Here is a 21,706-nt window from a genome sequence, read left to right as displayed (position 1 = left end):
TTAGCCCTTTATAACGATATTTACAAGTTTATTTGGTACATAAATTTCTTTTACTATTTGTGCTTGTACGATCCACTTAGATACTGCTACTTTGGCTTGAGTAATTATCTCTTCATTGCTTAAGCTCTTATCTACTTCGATTTGGGCTCTTCTTTTGCCATTTATAGTAATTACTAAATTTATTATATCACTATCAAAAACCTCGCTTTTTAGCTCAATTTTTCTAAAATTTTTAAGCCCAAATAGCTTGCTACTAAGTTCCCAACAAATATGCGGGATAATTGGCTCTAGTAAATTTAAAATTATATAGTAGCCCTCTGTCCATATATCTTTATTATTTTGAGCATTTAGGGCATTTAGAGCCTCCATACAAGCTGCGATTAAGGTATTAAAAGCAAAGCTACTCTCAAAAACATCGCTTGATTTTTTAAGCGCTTCATAGACCTTTAATCTTGCGTATTTTTCATCTTTATCTAAATTTGAGTGATTTATATCTGGAATTTGCTCTGTTTTATAGGCATTTACACTTCTATCACAAAGCCTATTTATAAACTTAAACGCACCCTCAACGGCACTATCATTCCACTCAAGCTCCTTTTGCGGTGGGGCTGCAAAGAGTATAAATAGCCTTGCTGTATCAGCACCATATTTAGCGATAATCTCATCAGGATCAACTGTATTTCCCTTGCTTTTACTCATCTTAGCACCATCTTTTAAGACCATACCTTGAGTAAGCAAACTAGCAAAAGGCTCACTATCACGCAAATATCCAAGATCTCTTAAAACCTTTTGAAAAAATCTAGCGTATAAAAGATGAAGTATAGCATGCTCTATCCCGCCGATATATTGATCTACGCTCATCCAGTAATCAACGCTTTTTTTATCTATGGCTACTTTTTCCCAAGTTTTCTCATCACTTGCATATCTAGCAAAATACCAGCTACTTTCAAAAAATGTATCCATAGTATCGGTTTCTCTGTTAGCTTGATTACCGCATTTAGGGCATTTGCAGTTTTTAAAATTTGGATGCTTATCTAGCGGATTTCCCTCTCCAGTGATAACCACATCATCAGGCAATAAAATAGGCAAATTTTCAAGCTTTTGGGCTACAATTCCGCATTTATCACAATGCACCATCGGTATAGGCGCACCCCAATATCTCTGCCTAGAGATACCCCAATCTCTTAATTTATAGTTTGTAACCTCTTTGCCAGTGTTATTATTTTGAAAATAATTTATAATAACCCTACTAGCCTCTTCATACTCCTTGCCATTTATCATATCGGAATTTATATGCTTACCACTTTTTTGAGTATATGGCAACTCATCGCACTCTATTACCTTCTTAATAGGCAAATTAAATTTAATAGCAAACTCATAATCCCTCTCATCATGAGCTGGAACTGCCATCAATGCCCCATGCCCATACTGGGCTAATACAAAATTAGCACACCATATCGGCACTAGCTCTTTGGTTAGCGGATGGATAGCATTAATACCTAAATATACCCCATCTTTATCGGCTATTTGACGCTCTTTAGGGCTTTGATTTAACATAGATTTAATCTTATCTTTTATATCTGTGCTTATAAATTCGCTATTTAATAATCCCTTTACAATATCATGCTCAGGTGCTAAAGCACAATAGCTAACACCATAAATAGTATCTGGTCTAGTGGTAAAGACCATAAATCCATCATTTTTGACTATCTCTTTACTACTATCATCAAACTCGAATTTAAACTCAAGCCCATTGCTCTTTCCTATCCAATTCTCTTGCATAGTAATAACCTGGCTTGGCCATTTGCCCTCTAAATCCTTTAAGCACTCTAAAAGCTCATTAGCATATTCAGTAATTTTAAGATAGTATCCTGGCATCTCTTTTTGGACTACTTCATGCCCACATCTCCAGCATTTGCCATCTTCGACTTGCTCATTTGCTAAGACGGTTTGGTCATTTTCACACCAATTTACTACAGCTGATTTGCGATATACTAAGCCTTTTTCATACATTTTTATAAAAAACTCTTGCTCCCACTTTGTATAAAGTGGATCGCTTGTAGCTAGTAATCTCTTTTTAGAGAAGCTAAACCCCAAAGAATCAAGCTCTTTTATCATATAATCAATATTTTCATAAGTCCATTTCTTAGGATGGATTTTATGCTTTATAGCAGCATTTTCTGCTGGCATACCAAAGCTATCAAAGCCCATTGGCTGAAGGACATTAAAGCCTTGATTTCTATAGTATCTAGATAGGGCATCTCCTATACTATAGTTTCGCACATGCCCCATATGGAGCCTACCGCTTGGATATGGAAACATTGATAAAATATACTTTTTAGGCAAATTATAATCATCTTTAGGCTCACTATAACCGCTATCTCTCCATGTGCTTTGCCATTTATACTCTATATCTTTAGCTATGTATTGCATTTATTTATCCTTAGAATTCATCTCTAGTTTTATACGCTTCTATCAATATTAAAATAATAGAAAATATATTTGCCAAAATCGCACCAATAACTAGCGTATATACCATACTTTGACTATAGCCAGTTATAAGCAACACAAAAGCAGGAATTAGATGTAAATCAGCCACCAATGAACTAGCAAAAAGCTCAGCTGCAAGTAGGTTTCTTACCCCTACTTTAAGCAAGGTAGAGATCAAATTTATACTAGCAGCGATAAATAACGCAACAGCATTATCCTCAAATAAAAAACCAGCCGTAGTAGTCAAGCTCATAAGTGCAAAAAATGTAAATATAACCTTACCCCAATCCATATAAACTCCTTATAATCTACCTTTTTCATACATAGCGCGAATTTTCTCTTTCTCTTTCTTTCTTAGCTCTTTAGCAACCATTAAAGCTCTATACTCTTCAACACTAAATCTAAACCAACTAAGCATAGGCGCAGCGATAAAAACTGAGCTAATAGTCCCAATCAAAATTCCAATTATCATAATAATAGAAAAGCCATGTATCATATCTCCACCATAGAAAAATAGCGTAATAACGGCTAAAAGTGTGGTAACTGATGTCATCAAAGTCCTAGAAAGAGTAAGCGATACAGACTCATTAATCACGCCAAATAGCTCTATAAATTTACTCTCTTTAACCCTCTCTCTAATCCTATCAAAAATAATGATAGTATCATTTAGCGAGTAGCCAAGAACGGTTAAAATCGCCGCAAGAGTATCTAAATTTACATCAATACTAAGCAAACTAATAGCCCCAAGCACTATAACCACATCGTGAATTTCGCTAAATATAGCAGCTAGAGCAAATCTCCACTCAAATCTAACACCGATATATATAAGTATAAGCACAAGAGAGACAATCACAGCCATTATCCCCTTCTCTCTTAGCTCACTACCGATTTTTGGTCCTACCACATCAACTCTGCGAATCTCAAATTCTCCACTATCTTTAAGCATATCAGCCACAAAAGCCCCAGGATTATTACCCAAACTATCGCTAGTTGTGGTATATCTAATGGTGATTTCACTAGCTGAGCCAAACTCAGTTATACTAGCATTTTTTAAAATTTCATTACTAGCAAATTTATCTCTAATCAAATCTATTGGCGCATCTTTATCATGATATTTAACCTGAATTAGCGTCCCACCAGCAAAGTCAATCCCATAATTTAACCCCTTGGTAAATAAAAGAGCAATAGAGCCAAAAAATAGCGTAGCAGAGATGGCAAACATAACCCATCTAATACCCATAAAATTATATATTTTACCCTTATCAAATATCTGCATTATTAGCCCCTTTTAATCCTATAACCAAACCAAAGCACACTACTACCTCTTTCTATCTTACGGCTTAAAAACTCAAACATACCATGAGTGCCTAAAATCGCAGTTAGCATAGAAGCGATGATACCGATACTCATAGTTACAGCAAAGCCTTTTACCGGTCCAGTCCCATAAGCATATAGGGCAGCTGAAGTTATAAGCGTGGTTAAATTTGAATCAACAATCGCACTCATAGCATTTTGATACCCCTTTTGGATACAAGTATGTATATTGTGCCCCTCTTTTAAAAGCTCCCTAATACGCTCATTTATAATCACATTTGCATCAACAGCCATACCGATAGTAAGCAAAATACCAGCCATACCAGGAAGTGTAAGCGTCGCACCAAATAACGCCATAACCGCTATAAGTAGCAATATATTTACAACCAAAGCAATATTAGCCAAAACTCCAGCTAATCCATACACTAAGACCATAAATAATAAAACCAAAACAGCCCCTAAAGATAGCGCTACCATACTTTGATCTATACTTTGCTGACCTAGGCTTGGGCCTATACTTCTTTTTTCTTCCAAATTTACAGGTGCTATTAAGGCTCCACTTCGTAAAGCTATAGCTATATCACGAGCCTCTTCAATGCTAAATCCACCGCTTATTTGACCACTTCCACCGCCGATTCTCTCATTAATAGATGGGGCTGAATATACTCTATTATCTAAGACTATAGCAAGTCTTTTGCCTACATTTGCCCCGGTAAAATCACCGAATTTAGCAGCCCCTTGAGCATTTAGGGTGAAATTTATAATTGGCATATTTGTTTGATTATCAAATGCCACTCTAGCATCTACTAGCATACTTCCATCTAAAATTGGAATTTCATTTACCAAATACTTATATCTTGGATTTTTAGCATCGCTTAATAGTAGATCTCCATAAGCTGCGGCCTCATCTTCATTCATAGTTTGAGCTATATCTTGACGCTTTTCATCAACTGCCATTAGCTGTAAGTGGGCTGATTTTGCTATCAAATCCATAGCCCTTTGCTCATCAGCAGCACTCTTAATACCAGGAAGTTCAACTAAAATTTTATCCTCTCCTTGCTTAATCACCGTAGGCTCAGCTAAGCCAAATTGATCTAAGCGGTTTCTAATAGTCTCTACAGCTTGATCTACTGCGTATTTAGAGGTATCGATCTTCTCTTGCGGGGTAAGCAAAACTCTATAATTTAATCCATCTTTTTGCACCTCTACACCGCTGATTTTAGTCAAAATTTCATCTAATCTCTTAGCATCATCTCCATCTAAAAGCGATATATTAATGCCATTTTCATCAGCTTTTAATCTATCTACTAATATATCATTTTTATCGGTATCATACTTTATAGCTGAGGCTATTGTTTTGATTTTAGAGATTATTGCAGACTCTGTTTGGACGCTTAAGAGCATATACAAACCGCCTTGTAGATCCAGTCCTAGGCTTACCTTTTTACCATTTTGACTATCAGTGAAGCTTGGCATAGAAAAGAGTATGCCAAACGCAAAAGCAAGGATAAAAACTATAAGCCTGTAAGTTATCCTACTTCTCATCATTAGACTCTATTTTGTCTAATTTTTTGGCGACAAAATTTCTATCAATGCGGACAATTACATCATCATTAAGTTTAACTTTGATAAAATCATCTTCTGGTTTTATGACCTCGCACACTAAGCCTCCATTTGTTACGATTTTATCGCCTTTTTGGAGATTGGCTAGCATATTTTTATGCTCACGCTGCTGTTTTTGCTGTGGTCTAATAACTAAAAAATAGAATATTGCGAACAATACAACAAGGGGTAATAATGAAGTTAGCATTGAATTTTCTGCCATGTGGATCCTTTAAGAAAAAATTAGTTGATTATTTTACATTAAAATTTATAATAAAAGGCTTTATAATATCTATTTTACTCTCGCTTTTTATATTTTTAGATCTACTAAATTTAAAATATATTGCAAATTTAGGTCTAATTAGTGCGATTTTAGGCCTATATCTATTATTAAAAAATAATAGAAAAATTTGGTTTTGGAGTGGGTTTTTTATCGGATTATTTTGGTTTTACTGGATTAGCTTTAGTTTGATTTATTATAATTTTAGCTATCTTATACCTATTGAAATTTTGGGAATTTGCTTAATATATGGCTTTATATTTTTGGCTATTGGTTGGCTAGAAAATATATATATTAAGGCGATTTTCTTGCTTTTTGCTAATCTCATCGCCCCTTTTGGCTTTGATTGGTTAAATTTTCAATTAATCTTTATAGATACCCCATTTATCCCATCTATATATACCCTTGCTTTGGTGCTAATCTGCCTTATTATAGCTATTAAATTTAATGGATATTTTGGGGCTATATTGCTTATTTGCTCCCTTATGATTAGCTACAATAAACCAGCCAAATATGAGAATTTGCCATTTGATATTTCGCTTATTAGCACAGATCTTAGCCAAGATCAAATTTGGGATCGCAACACAAAAGATAAGATTATCAAAAGCAATCTTGATATAATCGACCTAGCTATCAAAGATGGCTCTAGGGCTGTGGTGCTGCCTGAGAGTGCCTTTCCGCTATTTTTAAATAAAAGCCAAATTCTACTTAGTGAGCTTAAGCAAAAATCCCACCAAATAGCCATAATAGCTGGAGCCTTAGGGATTAGCGATAATAAGCTTTATAACTCAACATATATATTTGATAAAGGGGAATTTCAAAGGCTTGATAAGCTCATTTTAGTCCCATTTGGCGAGGAGATCCCGCTGCCAAATTTCATTAAAAATCCTATTAATACCCTATTTTTTGGCTCTGCGGTGGATTATAGCAAGGCTAATGGGGTAAGTGATTATGAGATTGATGGAGTAAAGATTAGAAACGCCATCTGCTACGAAGCTACTAAAGATGAGCTATTTAAGAATGATCCTAAATTTATGATAGCTATTAGCAATAATGCGTGGTTTAGCCCATCTACCCAGCCAAATTTACAAAGCAAACTACTAAAATTAATGGCATTTAAGCATAAAACCACGATATATCATAGCATAAATGGCAGCTTAAGTCAGTTAATCACCCCATAAAAGTTACCATAAGTAACACAATATTGAAATATTGTAAATTTTTATCTTATTTTATTAAATTTAAGCTTAGATTAATGGGGGGGGGTATAATGAAGTTATGAATTTTTAATTCAAATTTTATTATACAAGGGGTTTTTCTATGACAAACATAGTTAAATTTGGTGCTGCGGTTGTAGCAGCTACAGCTATTTTAAGCAGCAATGCAGTAACGCAAAGCGTATTTGTAGGGGTTGAGGGTGGTTTCTTACAAAGCAGAACAACATTAGATGAAATTTTCCCTTCAACTATTGATGATCCAAGTGATACTTCAGTTGAGCTTGGATTAAAAGGTGGTTATGACTTTGATACTTTTAGAATTTGGGGTGGATTATCGTTTAGAACTGCAGGTAGCCAAGTATATCATTTACAAAATTTAACAAATGGTAGTGATACTGTAAATATAAATGGTAAATTCATCTGGCAAACTAACAATATCTTATTAGGTGCTAACTATACTCCATCACTTAATTATAAATTCAAATTATCTCTTGGTGCTTATACCGGTCTTTCTATCGTTAAAGGAGAATTTAATGGTCAAGCTAGTTATGCTAGTGGTTCACTCGGATATGATTCAAAATCTGGCGTAGGCAATCTATTTGGTGTAAAACTTGGCGCTATCTATGAGGTTGATAAAAATAATGAGATTGAATTTGGCGTCAAAGGGGATTATCAAACAACCGGTATAGACGAATTTGATAATATACTAAATTATGGTATATATGTAGGATATAACTACAAATTTTAATAAACGGGGCGTTAATCTGCCCCCATATTTACTTTAAATTCTAAGATTTATCAAGCACCAAGATACTTCTTGCGAATTTCATCATTATTAGTCATATCTTTTGATACTCCCTCCATTACTATATGACCATTTTCTAACACATAGGTATAATCGCTGGTTTTTAGGGCTAAAAAAGCATTTTGCTCTACCAAAAGTATAGTAATGCCCTCTTCTTTTAACCTCTCTATAATATCAAAAACTTCCCCAACAATCTTAGGAGCTAGTCCAAGGCTTGGCTCATCTAGCATTAAGAGCTTTGGCTCACTCATTAAAGCTCTAGAAATAGCAAGCATTTGAGCCTCTCCACCGCTTAGAGTTCCAGCTAATTGATCTCTTTTATGCTTTAATCTAGGAAATAGCTCATACATAGCATCTCTTAAATGCTCATAATTTTCATCATTATTAAAAGCCCCCATTTTAAGATTTTCTTCTACGCTTAGATTTATAAAGACTCTTCTACCTTCTGGGACTAGGGCTATTCCTTGCCTTACTATAGTGTGAGTCTTATGTCTGCTGGTATCATAGCCTAAGAAATTTATCTCTCCGCTTCTTTTAACTGAGTTTATAAGTGCATTTAGTGTGCTAGTTTTACCCGCACCATTTGAGCCAATTAAGCTTACTATCTGACCTGTTTGAACTGAAAAGCTAATCCCCTTTACAGCCTCGATCATACCATAATAAACATGTAAATTTCTAACATCTATCATTGTATAAAATCTCCCAAATACGCACTTATAACATCTTTGTGATTTACTGCTTCAGATGGAGAGCCAGTAAAAATCACCCTTCCATAATCAAGCACCAAAACCCTATCGCACAAGCGATTTACAAATTTCATATCATGCTCGATTAATAAAATCGATAATCCATCTTTAGCCCTAAGATCAAATATCAAATCTGCTAGCTCATCACTCTCGCTAGGATTCATTCCAGCTGCTGGCTCATCTAATAATAGTAGCTTTGGATTAGTAGCTAGCGCTCTTGCTATCTCGACTTTACGCTGAGTTCCATAGCTTAGATTTTTTGCAAATTCATTAGCGTATCTAATAATCCCCAAACGCTCTAAAATTTCCATAGCTCTATCCTTGGCTAATTTTTCAGATCTTGCAAATCTACCAATATGCAAGCAAGCCTCTAAAAAGCTATATTTAGTAGATGAATTCAGTCCGATTAGGACATTTTCAACCACACTCAAAGAGCCAAAAAGGCGTATATTTTGAAATGTTCTAGCGATACCTAAATTTACAATTTTATTTGGTTTAATCCCATTTAGGATTTTATTATTAAATTTAATCTCACCCTTGCTTGGCTCATAGGCACCAGTAATTATATTAAACATAGTAGTTTTTCCAGCACCATTTGGACCGATAAGACCGAAAATTTCGCCACTTTTAATGCTAAAGCTTGTCTCTTTAATAGCCTCAACCCCACCAAAATTTTTAGAAATTTTATTTAATTGTAATATCATTTGTCGCTACCTTTACGCCTAAATAGATCACCTAGCTCCATCTGACCCATAATGCCCTTTCTAGCAAATAGCATAACAAATATAAGCACCAAAGAAAATACCACCATTCTAAGCCCTGGATAAGCATCTGTTTGATACCCAAATATATTCATCGGTTCATCTAAGAATCTAAGCCACTCGCTACCGCCGATGACAAGTATCGTCCCAATAATCGCTCCAGTAGTGCTACCAAGTCCGCCAAGCACAATAATAATAAGCAATAAAAAAGTAAACATAAATGTAAATTGATCAGGGCTTACACTACCTAATAGCCCTACAAGCAAGGCCCCACCCATACCCTCAAAAAACGCACTAACGCAAAATGCGGTAGTCTTAGTAGCAAAGGCGTTGATCCCCATAGCAATGGCCGCGTCCTCATCATCTCTTACAGCTTTCATGGCTCTACCAAATTTAGAATAGACTAAATTTAATATCACAATAGTAGCTATAATAGCCAGTCCGCCACTATAAAATATATTAGTAAAGCGACTCAAATCTCCGTTTTCACCTACTTTCATTACCTCATTTAGCCCAATTGAGCCATTAGTAAATGCTGGGAAATTCACAGCTAATAGCTGGATTATAAAGCCAAATCCCAAAGTAACAATAGCTAAATAATCACCCCTAACCCTAAATACAGGCATAGCAAGAATCAAAGCAAGCAAGGTAGCACAAATACCGCTTACAAACATAGCTAAAATAAAATTGCTAGTATATAGAGCTAGTATAATACCAGATGGTTCAGCAGCGTCAAATTGATATACTTTAGAATCGGCATTTAATAATAAAATAGCCGCTACATATGCCCCCACAGCCACAAATCCATTTGGCTCAAGGCTAAACTGACCAGTTACGCCATTTATAAGGTTGTAGCTAATAGCAAGAGTTATGAAAATAGCGATATTATTGATAATTCCTAAACTATACTCGCTAAAATATCTATCACAAAAAAATAAAAAACCAATAGCCAAAATAGTAGCTATCCAAAATTTAAATTTACCCACCATCTAAAACCTACTCTTTTCAAAATTAATCCCAAGAATTCCAGTTGGCTTAAATAATAAAACTAGGATTAAAAATATAAACGCAAATGCATCTTTAAATCCTGCAAGATCTGGAAATAAAGCCACAGCCACAACCTCGCTAAATCCTATGATAAATCCACCAAGCACAGCTCCGCCAACACTCCCAATGCCCCCAAGCACAGCTGCCCCAAAAGCCTTAAGCCCTATCAAAACACCCATCAATGGATCAATACTAGGATAATTAATAGCCCAAAACACTCCGCCAATAGCCGCTAGAGATGACCCAAGAGCAAAGACAATTGATATGATTAAATTCGCATCAATTCCCATCAAATTCACAGTGCTAATATCAAAAGCCAAAGCTCTAATAGCAATGCCATATTTGGTTTTATAAAGTATATATAAAACTATACAAAGCAAAAATATAGTAATCACAGGAACAAATATCGCACTAACAGGCAAGGTAATGGGGCCAATCTCTACAATATTTTCAAAAAAAGATGGAACGCTAAATGATCTAGGTATCCCGCCAAATACAACTTGAAATATATTTTCTAATAAAAAGCTAATCCCAATAGCTGTGATTAATAGTGAAATTCTAGGTGCGGCTCTAAGAGGCTTATAAGCTATCTTATCAGTGCAAATACCTAAAATCGCAGATACAATAACTGCAAAAATCAAAGCAAAACCAAATGGAAGCGACATACTTGTCATAGAAAATAACGCCACATAAGCCCCAACCATCATTATATCGCCGTGAGCAAAATTAATAAGCCTTAGCACCCCATAAACCATAGTATAACCAATGGCTATCAAAGCATACATAGAACCCAAGCTAAAGCCATTAACCATCTGCTGTAAAAATAGAGTTATATCCATAAATTCCCCTTATTAAAGCCTGTTTGCCTAATCTTACTCATTTCTTAAAGTAGTAAGAATATCGATATTGCTAGCCTTTTTGGCTGGATAGTATGATGAGAGCAAGACAATAATCAAAGCACCAACTAATATCATGGCTAGATCATAAATTGATAGCTCCATAGGGAGTTTTGAGCTACCATAGACATCAGCTGGTAAATTAATTATATCAAAACTTCCTAATAACCAAACTCCAAAAAGCCCCAAAATCAGCCCAAAAACTATCCCACTTCCACCAATTACAACCCCTTGAGCAAAAAAGCTCTTTTTAATCTCCATCTTACTTGCTCCAAGTGCCAAAAGCAAGGCTATCTCTTGGCGACGATTCATAACAGTCATAAGAAGTGAGCTAATAATATTTAAGCTAGCAACCAAAATAATAAGCATTAAAACTATAAAAAGTGCTCTTTTTTCTAGCTCTAAAGCACTGAAAAAATTGCCATTTTGCTCCCACCAACCAATGGCTTTTTGACCTGGTTTTAAGAGTTGATTTAGCTTTATAATATCATCTTTTGGATTGTCTGAATAGATGTGAATTCCATCATATTTTTTATCCTCATAGCCTAAAATTTTAGCCAAAAACTCCACATTTGTGTATGAATACGCCTTATCATAAGCATTAAGCCCTGAGCTAAAATTTGCTACATAATCAAATCTTTTCATAGTAGGCATAGATACTAAGCCACTTGGACTAAGCTGAGTAAAAAGTATAGTAACCTTATCATTTAAAGCAAGAGAGAAATCATCAGCAATCCCCTTGCCTAAAACCACCTCAAAACCCTTTGGAATGGTATCTTTTAAGGCTTCATTTATTACAGAATTTATCTGCTTTTCATCGCTAAAATTTACGCCAAATAGCACTCCGCCCTCTAGTTTGTTGCCATATTTTACAATAGCTTGTGTGGAGATATATGGGCTAAATTTAAGCTCTTTAAACTGCTCTTTAAGCCCAGTTACATCGCTTTCATCAATAGAGCCTTTAATATAGCTAATAATCGTAATTGGATAGTTCATAGTAAATAGCTTACGCTCAAATTCTTTATCAAATCCATTCATTATAGCCATAGCAATGATAAGCACCATCAAGCCAACGCTAACACCCAAAAAGGCTAAAATAGCCGATAGTGCGATGAAGGGCTGAGACTTATCAAAGCGTAAATATTTAAATAGCAAATACCTAACCACTAAGCAAAAACTCCTTTTTTTGGTCCGCTTTTACCACAACACTCTTTATATTTTGCCCCACTACCGCAAGGACAAGGCGAGTTGCGAGATGGCTTTTTATCTCTTTTTGACATATCTTTTGGCTCATCTATATTTGTTAATTCTGTTTTAAATTTAACCACTTGCAAAGCTCTTACACTCTCAGTTTTTAGCCTATTTACAAGCTCCATAAAGAGATTATAGCTCTCTTTTTTATACTCAGTTAGGGGGTCTTTTTGATTATATCCTCTAAGCCCAATTCCCGTTTTTAAAATATCCATTTGGTATAAATGCTCTCTCCAAGCTGCGTCTAAAATTTGTAGATATAAGAGTTTTTCTATACTCTTTCTTTGCTCACTATCTATATTTGACATCTTATTCTCATAATCTTTAGTAAGCTCATCAACTATAAAAGATTTGATTTCATTATAATCAAGCCCCTTTAGCTGGCTAGAATTTATATCTATTAGGCTATTTTCTTTGATTATCAAGCATAGTTTATCCATATCAAAATCCTCGCTAAGCCCACCATCGACAATATCAGCATCATCTAAAAACATAGCGACTAAATCTTGGCGATTAGAGATAATCTTATCTTTTAGATCGCTATTTGGATCTAGTAACTCATCTCTATATTTATATATGGTCTTTCTTTGTTCGTTTGCTACATCATCATACTCTAATACATGTTTTCTACTCTCAAAATGCAAGCTCTCTACCTTTTTTTGAGCATTCTCTACAGCACGAGTAACTAGCCTACTCTCTATACTTTCTCCCTCTTCAATCCCTAATCTTTCCATAATAGCCTTTATCTTATCGCTACCAAATATCCTAAGAAGATTATCTTCTAAGCTTAGATAAAATCTACTAATACCAGGATCCCCCTGACGCCCAGCACGACCTCTTAGCTGGTTATCTATACGGCGGCTTTCGTGCCTTTCTGTGCCTATTATATATAGCCCTCCAAGCGATCTGACCTCATCATCAATCCTAATATCCACACCACGACCAGCCATATTAGTTGCGATTGTTACAGCACCTTTAACACCAGCTTGAGCGATGATTTGTGCCTCTTTTTCATGGTTTTTAGCATTTAGCACAGAGTGGGCGATTCTCTCTTTTACAAGCATTTTATGAAACACTTCACTCTTTTCTATGCTTGCAGTTCCTACAAGCACGGGCTGACCGATGGAATTTGCCCTTTTAATCTCTTCGATAACGGCTTTAAATTTCTCATTTTCACTCTTATATATAAGATCATCTTTATCCAATCTTTTAATAGGCAAATTTGTAGGAATGGATATAACATCTAAATTATAAATTTGAGAAAATTCAGATGCTTCAGTCTGTGCTGTTCCTGTCATACCAGCTATTTTGCTATACATTCTAAAATAGTTTTGGAATGTTATATCAGCTAAGGTTTGGCTCTCTTCTTGAATTTTTACACCCTCTTTAGCCTCTAAGGCTTGGTGCAATCCTTCGCTAAATCTCCTACCCTCACTAAGTCTGCCAGTAAATTCATCAACGATCACAACCCCAGAATCACGCACCACATAATGGACATCTTTTTCAAATAAATTGTGAGCTTTTAAGGCTTGGTCTAGATGATGGCTTAATATGGCATTGTCTAGATTATATAAATTTTCAACCCCAAATAGCTTTTCAGCCTTAGCAATACCAGCTTCAGTTATCATTATGGTTCTGCTCTTTTCATCTACTATAAAATCCCCTGTAGGCTTATCTTGAGGCGTGGCTGCTGGCTCACCTTTTACCATAGCTCTAGCCACCTCATCAGCCTTGATATAGCCATCAAGAGTGCGATTAGTAGGCCCTGAAATTATAAGAGGAGTCCTAGCCTCATCGATTAAAATACTATCTACCTCATCTACTATTACAAAATTATGCTCCCTTTGAACCTTCATAGATAATTCAAATTTCATATTATCACGCAAGTAATCAAAGCCAAATTCATTATTCGTCCCATAAGTTATATCAGCATCATAAGCGGCCTTACGCTTTACATCATCATACTCACCACCTACTATAATGCCCACGCTAAGACCTAAAAAATTATATATAGCACTCATCTGCGTAGCGTCTCTTTTAGCTAAATAGTCATTTACAGTAACGACATGGACGCCTCTTTTATCCATAGCATTTAGCACCACTGGTAAGGTAGCTACTAAGGTTTTTCCCTCTCCAGTTTTCATCTCTGCTATGCGACCATCATTTAAAACCATACCGCCTATTAATTGCACATCAAAATGCCTCATATTTAGCACTCTTTTTGAGACCTCTCTTACGATGGCAAATACATCATTTAATATACTATCTTTAGTTACTTTTCCATCTATTAATGAATTTTGTAAAGAGAGAAACTCCTGCTTTAGCTCATCATCGCTTAAGGCTTGATATTTTGGCTCTAAAGCGTTGATTTTGGCTACTCTTTTGTAATATTTTTTTACCTCTTTATCATTTTTGGTTCCAAATATTTTTCTAGCAATGAGTGAAAGCATTTTATATCCTGTAGTTAAAATAATCTGCCATTTTACCTAAAATCGCTTAAATTTAGGCTTTTATTTGCTAAGTTTTGCTACAATTTGCCATTACAAATCACTAAATTTAAGGTAAAATATGAGAAAAATCATAGTAATTTTTATATTATCTTTAAATCTATTTGGCTATAACGAACTTGAATTTGATAGCATTGATGCTAAATTTACCCAAACCATAAAAAGCCAAAATCAAACAATAAATTATAGTGGCTTGGTGGTTATAGATAGCAAGTTTGGGGCATTTTGGCAATACCAAACCCCAACTACAAAGCTAATATATTTTAGAGAAAATAGAGTTACTATAATTGAGCCAGAATTAGAACAAGCTATAATCACAAGCCTAAAAAACTCACCAGATATAACCCAAATTCTAAAAAACGCAAAAAAGCTCACAGATGATAAATTTCAAGCCCAATATGATGATATAATCTACAATATCACAATGCAAAATAACTCCCCAAAGCTAATTAGCTATGAAGATAAACTAGGCAATCAAATCACCATTGAATTTACTCAAATAATCAAAAATAAGCCAATTGATAAAGGGCTATTAACTCCTAAAATACCAGCTAATTACGATATAATTAGCAATTAAAAATTCTTATCAAAATTACTATCTTGGATTAGATTTTCAATCTTTGGTAAATTTGGTAAAACTGAATTTGGCTCACTGCTATTTGGGGTATTTTTATTGATAGATTTTATAGCATCAAGTATCTTTTGGATATTTGTCTCTTCTACAAATTTAAGCTTGATTATATATATCTCTTCAATGGCAATTGAGTGCTTTTTATCTATATATTTTATTAAAGTGGTTTTAAAGCCCTCTTTGCCTTTTGAAGTCATAATATCCTCAGCATAAAAGCTCCCCACAATGATATTTAAAGCATCGTAAATAGGAGCTGTGGGCACATCATCATCTCTAGTTATAATCTCTAAATCCATAGATATTTTCTTAAGATTATTCGCATCATATTTGGAGTATAAATCACTCTCAAACCCCTCCACGCTCACAATATCACCAAAACCAAAACTACACAAAATCATCACTAATAAAATAGCCTTTTTCATATATCTTCCCTTATAAATTTCTCTTTTGAATAAAATTCACTCACGCTCTTATCCACATTTACAACGCTTTTTAAATATGAGTAAAAATCCATACTTTTAGTATAAACTATACTCAAATCACTCCAGCTAATCGCCCTTGAGAGTGCTACATATAGCTGACCATTAGCAAAAATATTATTTAAATTACAAACCAAACGCTCGATACTCATTCCTTGAGATTTATGTATGGTAATGGCGTAAGCTAGTTTTAATGGAAATTGAGTAAATTCCGCTCTTAATCTCTCATTTATACTATCTCCATCTTTTTCATACTCAAATAAAGAGTATGTAAATGGCTCCACTTCAGCGATTTCGCCGCTATCTTTTAGCACATTTATGCTAATTACATTGCCATTATCAGCTATATTTATATCTTTGATTATGCCTTGTTCGCCATTATAATACTCACCCCATTTATTAGTCAAAAACATAACCCTAGCATCTTTTTTAATCTGCAAATCACTTAAGACATTTAAGCTATCTACCCACTTATCATAAGCACTAATATGCAAATTCTCATCATATATCTTACTACTAGCCTTTATGGATATGAGCGGATTTGGAATTTGAGATAGCTTGTTGATATTTAGCATATCAGCTTGAGCGTTATTACCAAATAAAACTATACTATCGCTTGGGATTATATCTGTTATTTTAGATTTTAAGCTTTGATAAATTTCATCATCTATAATGCCAAGCCTAATTCGTGAGAGCATAGAGTAAAATCGCATATCAGAAGTTCTTTTAGATACCACTAATTCAACATTTTTAAATTTAAAATTATACCAAGCAGTAGATTCAAAAGCATAGTTAAATTTTATTAATGCCATATCATCTTTTTGGCGTTTAACAGGTGGAAGCTGATAAAAATCCCCTACAACCATAAGCCGCCCTTTAAATTCACCCTGTATCAGACGCAAGGATATCATCTCCATCAGATCAGCACTTACCATCGAAATCTCATCAATTATCAAAAGATCAATATTTTTGATAATATCAAATAGCTCTTTTAGCCGTCCTTTTTGCTTATTATCAAGAGCCATTAATTCAGAATAATTCCCACAAAGCCCAAATTTAAAAAAGCTATGAATGCTTACTCCACCAATCCCTACTGCGCTAATTCCAGTGCTACCAAGAGCTATGATATTTTTGCCATTAGATCTATAAATTCGCATAATCTCTTTAGTCGTGTAGCTCTTGCCAACTCCACCACCGCCAGTAAGAAAGATATTGCTATTTTCAAGAAGCTCTATAATGTAATTTAACAAAACAATTATCCTATTTTTGCTATAATTATACCTAAAAAATTAAGGATAAAAATGAGAAATTTACTACTATTTTTACTATTTTTCATATTTTTAGGGTGTTCTAAACAGAGCTATACGCTTAATGAGCTAAATTTGGCACTTGATCTAAATTTTACTCAAAATGCAAATATCTTACCAGATACCACTCTAAGCGTTAGCTCAAACAATAATGAGCTAATAGATAAATATTTTAGCGTTTGGGATAATGGCTTTGATATTGATATAAATAGCGCTATGTGGGCGTTTAATACTTACACTTTTGAGAAGCAAAAATATTATGGCGAGAGCCACATTTTACGCAATCAAGCTTGGTTTGATAAGAATAGACAAAACGCAAATTTCGCCGCTTATAAAACGATTTTAAAACCAGCAATTATCCTTAGAGATACCGCCGTTAGAAGCTTTGCGACTAAAGATAGGCTATTTTTAGATAGCAGACCAGGTGAGGGATATCCATTTGATTATTTACAAGATTCAAATTTAGAAGCTTTCCATCCGGTGCTTGTATCGCACTTTAGCCTTGATGGGGCGTGGGCCTTTATCCAAAGCGACTCATTTACTGGCTTTGTCTTAAGTAGCGATATAAAAATTTTAAACAAAAAAGAGGCTGATGAGTTTAGAAAATCCAAATTCGCTATATTTATAAAAGATGGAGTTGCGATAAAAGATAAGGTTGGGGAGTTTAAATTCTACTCAAGAATTGGCGGTTTGGTGCCATATAAAAGAGTTGAAAATGGCAATTTCATCACACCACAAGGATATAAAATAAGCCAAGATATAGCCACTGATAAATTGGAGCTAAACTCCAAAAATGCTAAACTGATATTAAATGAGATGCTAGGAATGAACTATGGCTGGGGCGGGATAGATGGACTTCGTGATTGCTCTGCATTTACAAAAGACTACTTTGCTAGTTTTGGAATTTGGCTACCACGCAACTCCAAACCCCAATCCCAAATCGCACAAATCATAGATTTAAAAGGCTTATCTGATGAAGAGAAAAAATCTAAGATAGTTGAATTTGGAGTGCCTTATGCTACGCTTTTATATATGCGTGGGCATATTATGCTATATACTGGCGTTGTAGATGGTAAAATCAGCGTTACTCACGCTTCTTGGGGACTAAAAACTAAAAATAACGCTAGAGCCATCATAGGTCGCACAGCTATAACTGATATTGAGATTGGCAAAGATAGAGATGATATAAAAGCTCTTTTACTCAGCCTTGTAGAATCGATGAATATCCTAGCCCCAAATCCAAAATTAGCCCTACAAAATAGCTATGATATTAAATTTCAAAATAATAATATAATCTTTGCCAATAACTCATCTATGCCATATGATGAGGGTGATATTTTAAATAACCCAAGTATCAAAGATATGTTTGCTTTAAAATATCCCCTTTTAGCCCCTTTAAACTCTAAGCTAATAGATGCTGGAAGGATAAGAAATGAGCGATTTTTTAACGAAATTTATGGTCAGAATAAAGAGGCTGTAGAGAAAAACTTAGTTGAAGTAACTTGGCTAAAAAACAGCCTAAATCAAAAAATTAAATTCAACTCCATCAATGGAGCTGCTAAGGCTTTACAAAAAGTCAGCGATGAGCTTGATATTTTGGTGCAAAATGAGCCAAATTTGATTATATATCTTAAAGATATTGGTGGGACATTTAAATATAGAAATATAGCTCAAACCAACAGGCTATCGGCTCATAGCTGGGGGATTGCTATAGACATAAATGTAGCAAATAGCCACTACTGGCTATGGCACAAAGATGGCTACCAAAACAAAATTCCATATAAAATAGTTGAGATTTTTGAGAAAAATGGATTTATCTGGGGCGGCAGATGGGAGCATTTTGATACAATGCATTTTGAGTATCGCCCCGAATTTGCCGCCCTTATATGGGGTTAATTAAAAATAGGCAAACCCACCATCGCTGAGATTACAAAAGCATTTATAATATCTATGAAAAATGCTCCAACTAATGGAATAACGATAAATGCCATATGGCTTGGACCATAATGCTTTGTTACTGTTTGCATATTTACAAGTGCTGTAGGCGTCGCACCAAGACCAAATCCACAATGACCAGCTGATAGCACGGCTGCGTCATAATTCTTCCCGCAAAATCTATATGTAACAAATATCACATATAAAACCATAAGCACAATTTGTACCACAAGGATTGTTAGCATAGGAAGTGCAAGAGAGATAAGCTGAGAGATATTAATAGTCATTAAAGCAAATGCTAAAAATAGAGATAGGCTAACATTGCCAATTACAGACATCTCGCGATCAAATACTGTGTGAATTTTAGTAGCTGATAGAATATTTCTAAGAATCGCACCTGTTAATAGACACCATACAAATGTAGGCATAGTTACGAAAGTAACAATCTTTTTAAGCTCAGTTCCAACCAATAAACATATAGCAATCAACGCCAAAGACTCAATAAACGAACTAGATGTTATTAATCTACTTTTTTCAGGCTTTTCAAATAGAGTTGGGTCTATCTTCTCTTTTGAAGTATGACCTATTAGATTATTTTTAACAACTAAATATCTAGCTACAGGACCACCGATAATTCCACCAGCTATCAAACCAAATGTAGCTGCTGCCATCGCTACTTCCATAGCTGGAGCATAACTATAAGGCTCTTTGATAAACTCAGCTGCCCACGCTGCACCAGTGCCATGACCGCCACTCATAGTTATTGAGCCTGTAAGTAAGCCAATAATAGGATTTTCTCCCATTGCCAAAGCCACGCCAACACCGGCTAAATTTTGTAAAATCAATAAGCCAGTAACAATAAATAAAAAACCAAAAAGGACTTTTCCGCCTTTTCTTAATGAGGCAAAATCAGCACTCAAACCAATACTAGCATAAAATGCAAGCATTAATGGATCCTTAAGCGAACCATCAAAATTAAAGCTCAATCCAGCATATCTATTTGCAATAAATATAGCCACAGCTACAATAATTCCACCTACAACTGGCTCAGGAATATTGTAATCTCTTAAAAATTTAATCTTTTTGATGATAAAAGTACCTAGTAATAGCACAAAAACCATCGCACAAAGAGTGGAGTAAAAATTAAGTGTAATTTCCATTTAAGCACCTTAAAAATTAATTTTGTTTATTATTATATTTAGTTTAGTTAAATAAATGAAGTATTTATCAGAATTTTGGTGGTTAAATTTAGCTTAACCACCTATAAAACTACTAATTAATCTAATTGATGGCGATTAATAGTTGGAATATCTAAATCATCGCTATTAATGTTTATATCCAAGCCTGATACCCTACGACGACTAAATATACTCTCTTTTGGCTCTTCAGATTTTGCTGGAGTAACCTCCTTGCTTGGTTGAAGTTTAGATACATTATTATCAGAAAAACCAGTAGCAACTAGTGTTACTAAAACCTTGTCAATTGGCATACTCAAATCGCATTTAGTACCCCAAAATATATCCGCATCAGGATCAGCAGCTGACTCTATAATCTCCATAGCTTCAGTCATATCACTCATCGGACAATCTGGATGTATAGTAAAATGAACTATAGCACCCATCGCTCCCTTAATATCCATATCATCTAAAAGTGGAGATTGCATAGCTGATTTTAAGGCCTCTTGAGCCGCACCATCACCTTGAGCTTCTCCAACACCCATAAGTGATAGCCCCCTATGACTCATAGCAGTCTTAACATCAGCAAAGTCAAGGTTAATATCGCTATCGCCATGGCTAAGAACTATAGAGCTCATACCATTTACCGCACGCGCTAAAATGCTATCAACAAGCTTAAAGCTATCTTTTATACCAGCTTTTCTATCTACAATATTGCTTAATTTTTCATTTGGAACAACTACGACGCTATCACACTCTTTTTTTAACTCATTGATACCCTCAATAGCAAGACGCATTCTCTTACTACCTTCAAATTTAAATGGAGTGGTTACTACGGCTATGGTTAATGCTCCAATCTCTTTAGCAGCTTGAGCCACTACTGGAGCCGCACCAGTACCAGTACCGCCGCCAAATCCAGAGGCTATAAACACAATATCAGAATACTCTAAAGTAGTTTTAATCTCTTCATAACTCTCAATAGCTGCCTCTTTACCAACGCTTGGTTGCATACCAGCACCAAGCCCCCTAGTCTTTTTCTCGCCTAGTTGAATTTTATTTGGAGCAGTTGAGCTATCAAGTGCTTGTGCGTCTGTATTGGCAACTATCAAATCTACAGTTTTCATACCATCTTCATTATTTATACCCTCTCTGATGATATGATTAATCATATTACCACCGCCGCCGCCTACGCCAACAACTTTTATCTTAGCACCATAAATATTTGTCTTCTCTTCTACAGTAAAACCACTCATTACAAGCCCC

The 21,706-nt window shown here is 35.0% G+C and carries 19 protein-coding genes; 4 read left to right on the top strand and 15 right to left on the bottom strand.

Features of this window, described 5'->3' with window-relative positions; genetic code table 11:
• The 5 genes from leuS to yajC are packed head-to-tail and all read right to left on the bottom strand — an operon-like array spanning window position 1 to window position 5,629.
• On the bottom strand, window positions 1–2,433 hold the full coding sequence (leuS, locus tag CSUIS_RS03180) for a leucine--tRNA ligase (protein WP_086297069.1): 2,433 nt from the start codon (window positions 2,431–2,433) through the stop codon (window positions 1–3).
• 10 nt (window positions 2,434–2,443) lie between these two features.
• Window positions 2,444–2,782 carry a DUF6394 family protein gene (locus CSUIS_RS03175; RefSeq protein ID WP_086236898.1) on the bottom strand — a complete coding sequence of 113 codons (339 nt, stop codon included), beginning with the start codon at window positions 2,780–2,782 and terminating at the stop codon, window positions 2,444–2,446.
• A 9-nt stretch (window positions 2,783–2,791) separates the two neighbouring features.
• Window positions 2,792–3,766, bottom strand: coding sequence for a protein translocase subunit SecF (gene secF, locus CSUIS_RS03170; protein WP_086297068.1), 975 nt, complete (start codon window positions 3,764–3,766; stop codon window positions 2,792–2,794).
• A 2-nt stretch (window positions 3,767–3,768) separates the two neighbouring features.
• Complete coding sequence (secD, locus tag CSUIS_RS03165) at window positions 3,769–5,352, bottom strand: protein translocase subunit SecD (protein ID WP_086297067.1); 1,584 nt, start codon at window positions 5,350–5,352, stop codon at window positions 3,769–3,771.
• Window positions 5,339–5,629, bottom strand: a complete 291-nt coding sequence (yajC, locus tag CSUIS_RS03160; RefSeq protein ID WP_086236901.1) for a preprotein translocase subunit YajC — start codon at window positions 5,627–5,629, stop codon at window positions 5,339–5,341. Before yajC ends, secD begins: the two co-directional genes overlap by 14 nt.
• Here yajC and CSUIS_RS03155 point away from each other — a divergent pair.
• Window positions 5,602–6,867, top strand: a complete 1,266-nt coding sequence (locus tag CSUIS_RS03155) for an apolipoprotein N-acyltransferase (protein WP_086297066.1) — start codon at window positions 5,602–5,604, stop codon at window positions 6,865–6,867. The genes yajC and CSUIS_RS03155 overlap by 28 nt on opposite strands.
• 139 nt (window positions 6,868–7,006) lie before the next feature.
• Window positions 7,007–7,651 (top strand): hypothetical protein, encoded by a 645-nt coding sequence (locus tag CSUIS_RS03150; protein ID WP_086297065.1) that lies wholly within the window; start codon window positions 7,007–7,009, stop codon window positions 7,649–7,651.
• Between the two features lie 50 nt (window positions 7,652–7,701).
• On the opposite strand, the gene CSUIS_RS03145 is transcribed toward CSUIS_RS03150, so the two are convergent.
• Genes CSUIS_RS03145 through secA form a run of 6 tightly spaced genes read right to left on the bottom strand, consistent with a single transcriptional unit; the run spans window position 7,702 to window position 14,859 of the window.
• A complete protein-coding gene (locus tag CSUIS_RS03145) occupies window positions 7,702–8,397 on the bottom strand; it encodes an ABC transporter ATP-binding protein (RefSeq protein ID WP_086236904.1) in 696 nt (231 codons plus the stop codon).
• Window positions 8,394–9,158, bottom strand: coding sequence for an ABC transporter ATP-binding protein (locus CSUIS_RS03140; protein ID WP_086236905.1), 765 nt, complete (start codon window positions 9,156–9,158; stop codon window positions 8,394–8,396). The genes CSUIS_RS03145 and CSUIS_RS03140 overlap by 4 nt, the downstream gene beginning before the upstream one ends.
• Window positions 9,155–10,204 carry a branched-chain amino acid ABC transporter permease gene (locus tag CSUIS_RS03135; RefSeq protein WP_086242502.1) on the bottom strand — a complete coding sequence of 350 codons (1,050 nt, stop codon included), beginning with the start codon at window positions 10,202–10,204 and terminating at the stop codon, window positions 9,155–9,157. The genes CSUIS_RS03140 and CSUIS_RS03135 overlap by 4 nt, the downstream gene beginning before the upstream one ends.
• Window positions 10,205–11,101 carry a branched-chain amino acid ABC transporter permease gene (locus tag CSUIS_RS03130; RefSeq protein ID WP_086242501.1) on the bottom strand — a complete coding sequence of 299 codons (897 nt, stop codon included), beginning with the start codon at window positions 11,099–11,101 and terminating at the stop codon, window positions 10,205–10,207.
• Between the two features lie 33 nt (window positions 11,102–11,134).
• Window positions 11,135–12,325 (bottom strand): ABC transporter permease, encoded by a 1,191-nt coding sequence (locus tag CSUIS_RS03125; protein WP_086236908.1) that lies wholly within the window; start codon window positions 12,323–12,325, stop codon window positions 11,135–11,137.
• Window positions 12,325–14,859 (bottom strand): preprotein translocase subunit SecA, encoded by a 2,535-nt coding sequence (gene secA / locus CSUIS_RS03120; protein WP_086297064.1) that lies wholly within the window; start codon window positions 14,857–14,859, stop codon window positions 12,325–12,327. The genes CSUIS_RS03125 and secA overlap by 1 nt, the downstream gene beginning before the upstream one ends.
• A 118-nt stretch (window positions 14,860–14,977) precedes the next feature.
• Here secA and lolA point away from each other — a divergent pair, with 118 nt between their 5' ends.
• Window positions 14,978–15,493: a LolA-like outer membrane lipoprotein chaperone gene (lolA, locus tag CSUIS_RS03115; protein ID WP_086297063.1), complete on the top strand. Its 516-nt coding sequence runs from the start codon at window positions 14,978–14,980 to the stop codon at window positions 15,491–15,493.
• Here the strand turns inward: lolA and CSUIS_RS03110 are convergent.
• Window positions 15,490–15,969, bottom strand: a complete 480-nt coding sequence (locus tag CSUIS_RS03110) for a hypothetical protein (RefSeq protein ID WP_086297062.1) — start codon at window positions 15,967–15,969, stop codon at window positions 15,490–15,492. The two genes, lolA and CSUIS_RS03110, sit on opposite strands and share 4 nt — an antisense overlap.
• Window positions 15,966–17,276: an ATP-dependent DNA helicase gene (locus tag CSUIS_RS03105; RefSeq protein WP_086297061.1), complete on the bottom strand. Its 1,311-nt coding sequence runs from the start codon at window positions 17,274–17,276 to the stop codon at window positions 15,966–15,968. Before CSUIS_RS03105 ends, CSUIS_RS03110 begins: the two co-directional genes overlap by 4 nt.
• A 51-nt stretch (window positions 17,277–17,327) precedes the next feature.
• On the opposite strand from CSUIS_RS03105, the gene CSUIS_RS03100 reads away from it, so the two are divergent.
• On the top strand, window positions 17,328–19,229 hold the full coding sequence (locus tag CSUIS_RS03100) for a bifunctional C40 family peptidase/M15 family metallopeptidase (protein WP_086297060.1): 1,902 nt from the start codon (window positions 17,328–17,330) through the stop codon (window positions 19,227–19,229).
• Here the strand turns inward: CSUIS_RS03100 and gltS are convergent.
• Both gltS and ftsZ read right to left on the bottom strand, forming a co-directional pair.
• A complete protein-coding gene (gene gltS / locus CSUIS_RS03095) occupies window positions 19,226–20,428 on the bottom strand; it encodes a sodium/glutamate symporter (protein ID WP_086293609.1) in 1,203 nt (400 codons plus the stop codon). The genes CSUIS_RS03100 and gltS overlap by 4 nt on opposite strands.
• Before the next feature lie 116 nt (window positions 20,429–20,544).
• Complete coding sequence (ftsZ, locus tag CSUIS_RS03090) at window positions 20,545–21,696, bottom strand: cell division protein FtsZ (RefSeq protein WP_086236915.1); 1,152 nt, start codon at window positions 21,694–21,696, stop codon at window positions 20,545–20,547.
• Between the last annotated feature and the right edge of the window lie 10 nt (window positions 21,697–21,706).

Origin of the sequence: Campylobacter porcelli (assembly GCF_002139855.1) — a bacterium.
GTDB classification, from domain to species: Bacteria; Campylobacterota; Campylobacteria; order Campylobacterales; family Campylobacteraceae; genus Campylobacter; species Campylobacter porcelli.
The sequence above is the reverse complement of the archived record's forward strand: the minus strand, read 5'-3'. Positions and strand labels throughout refer to the sequence as shown.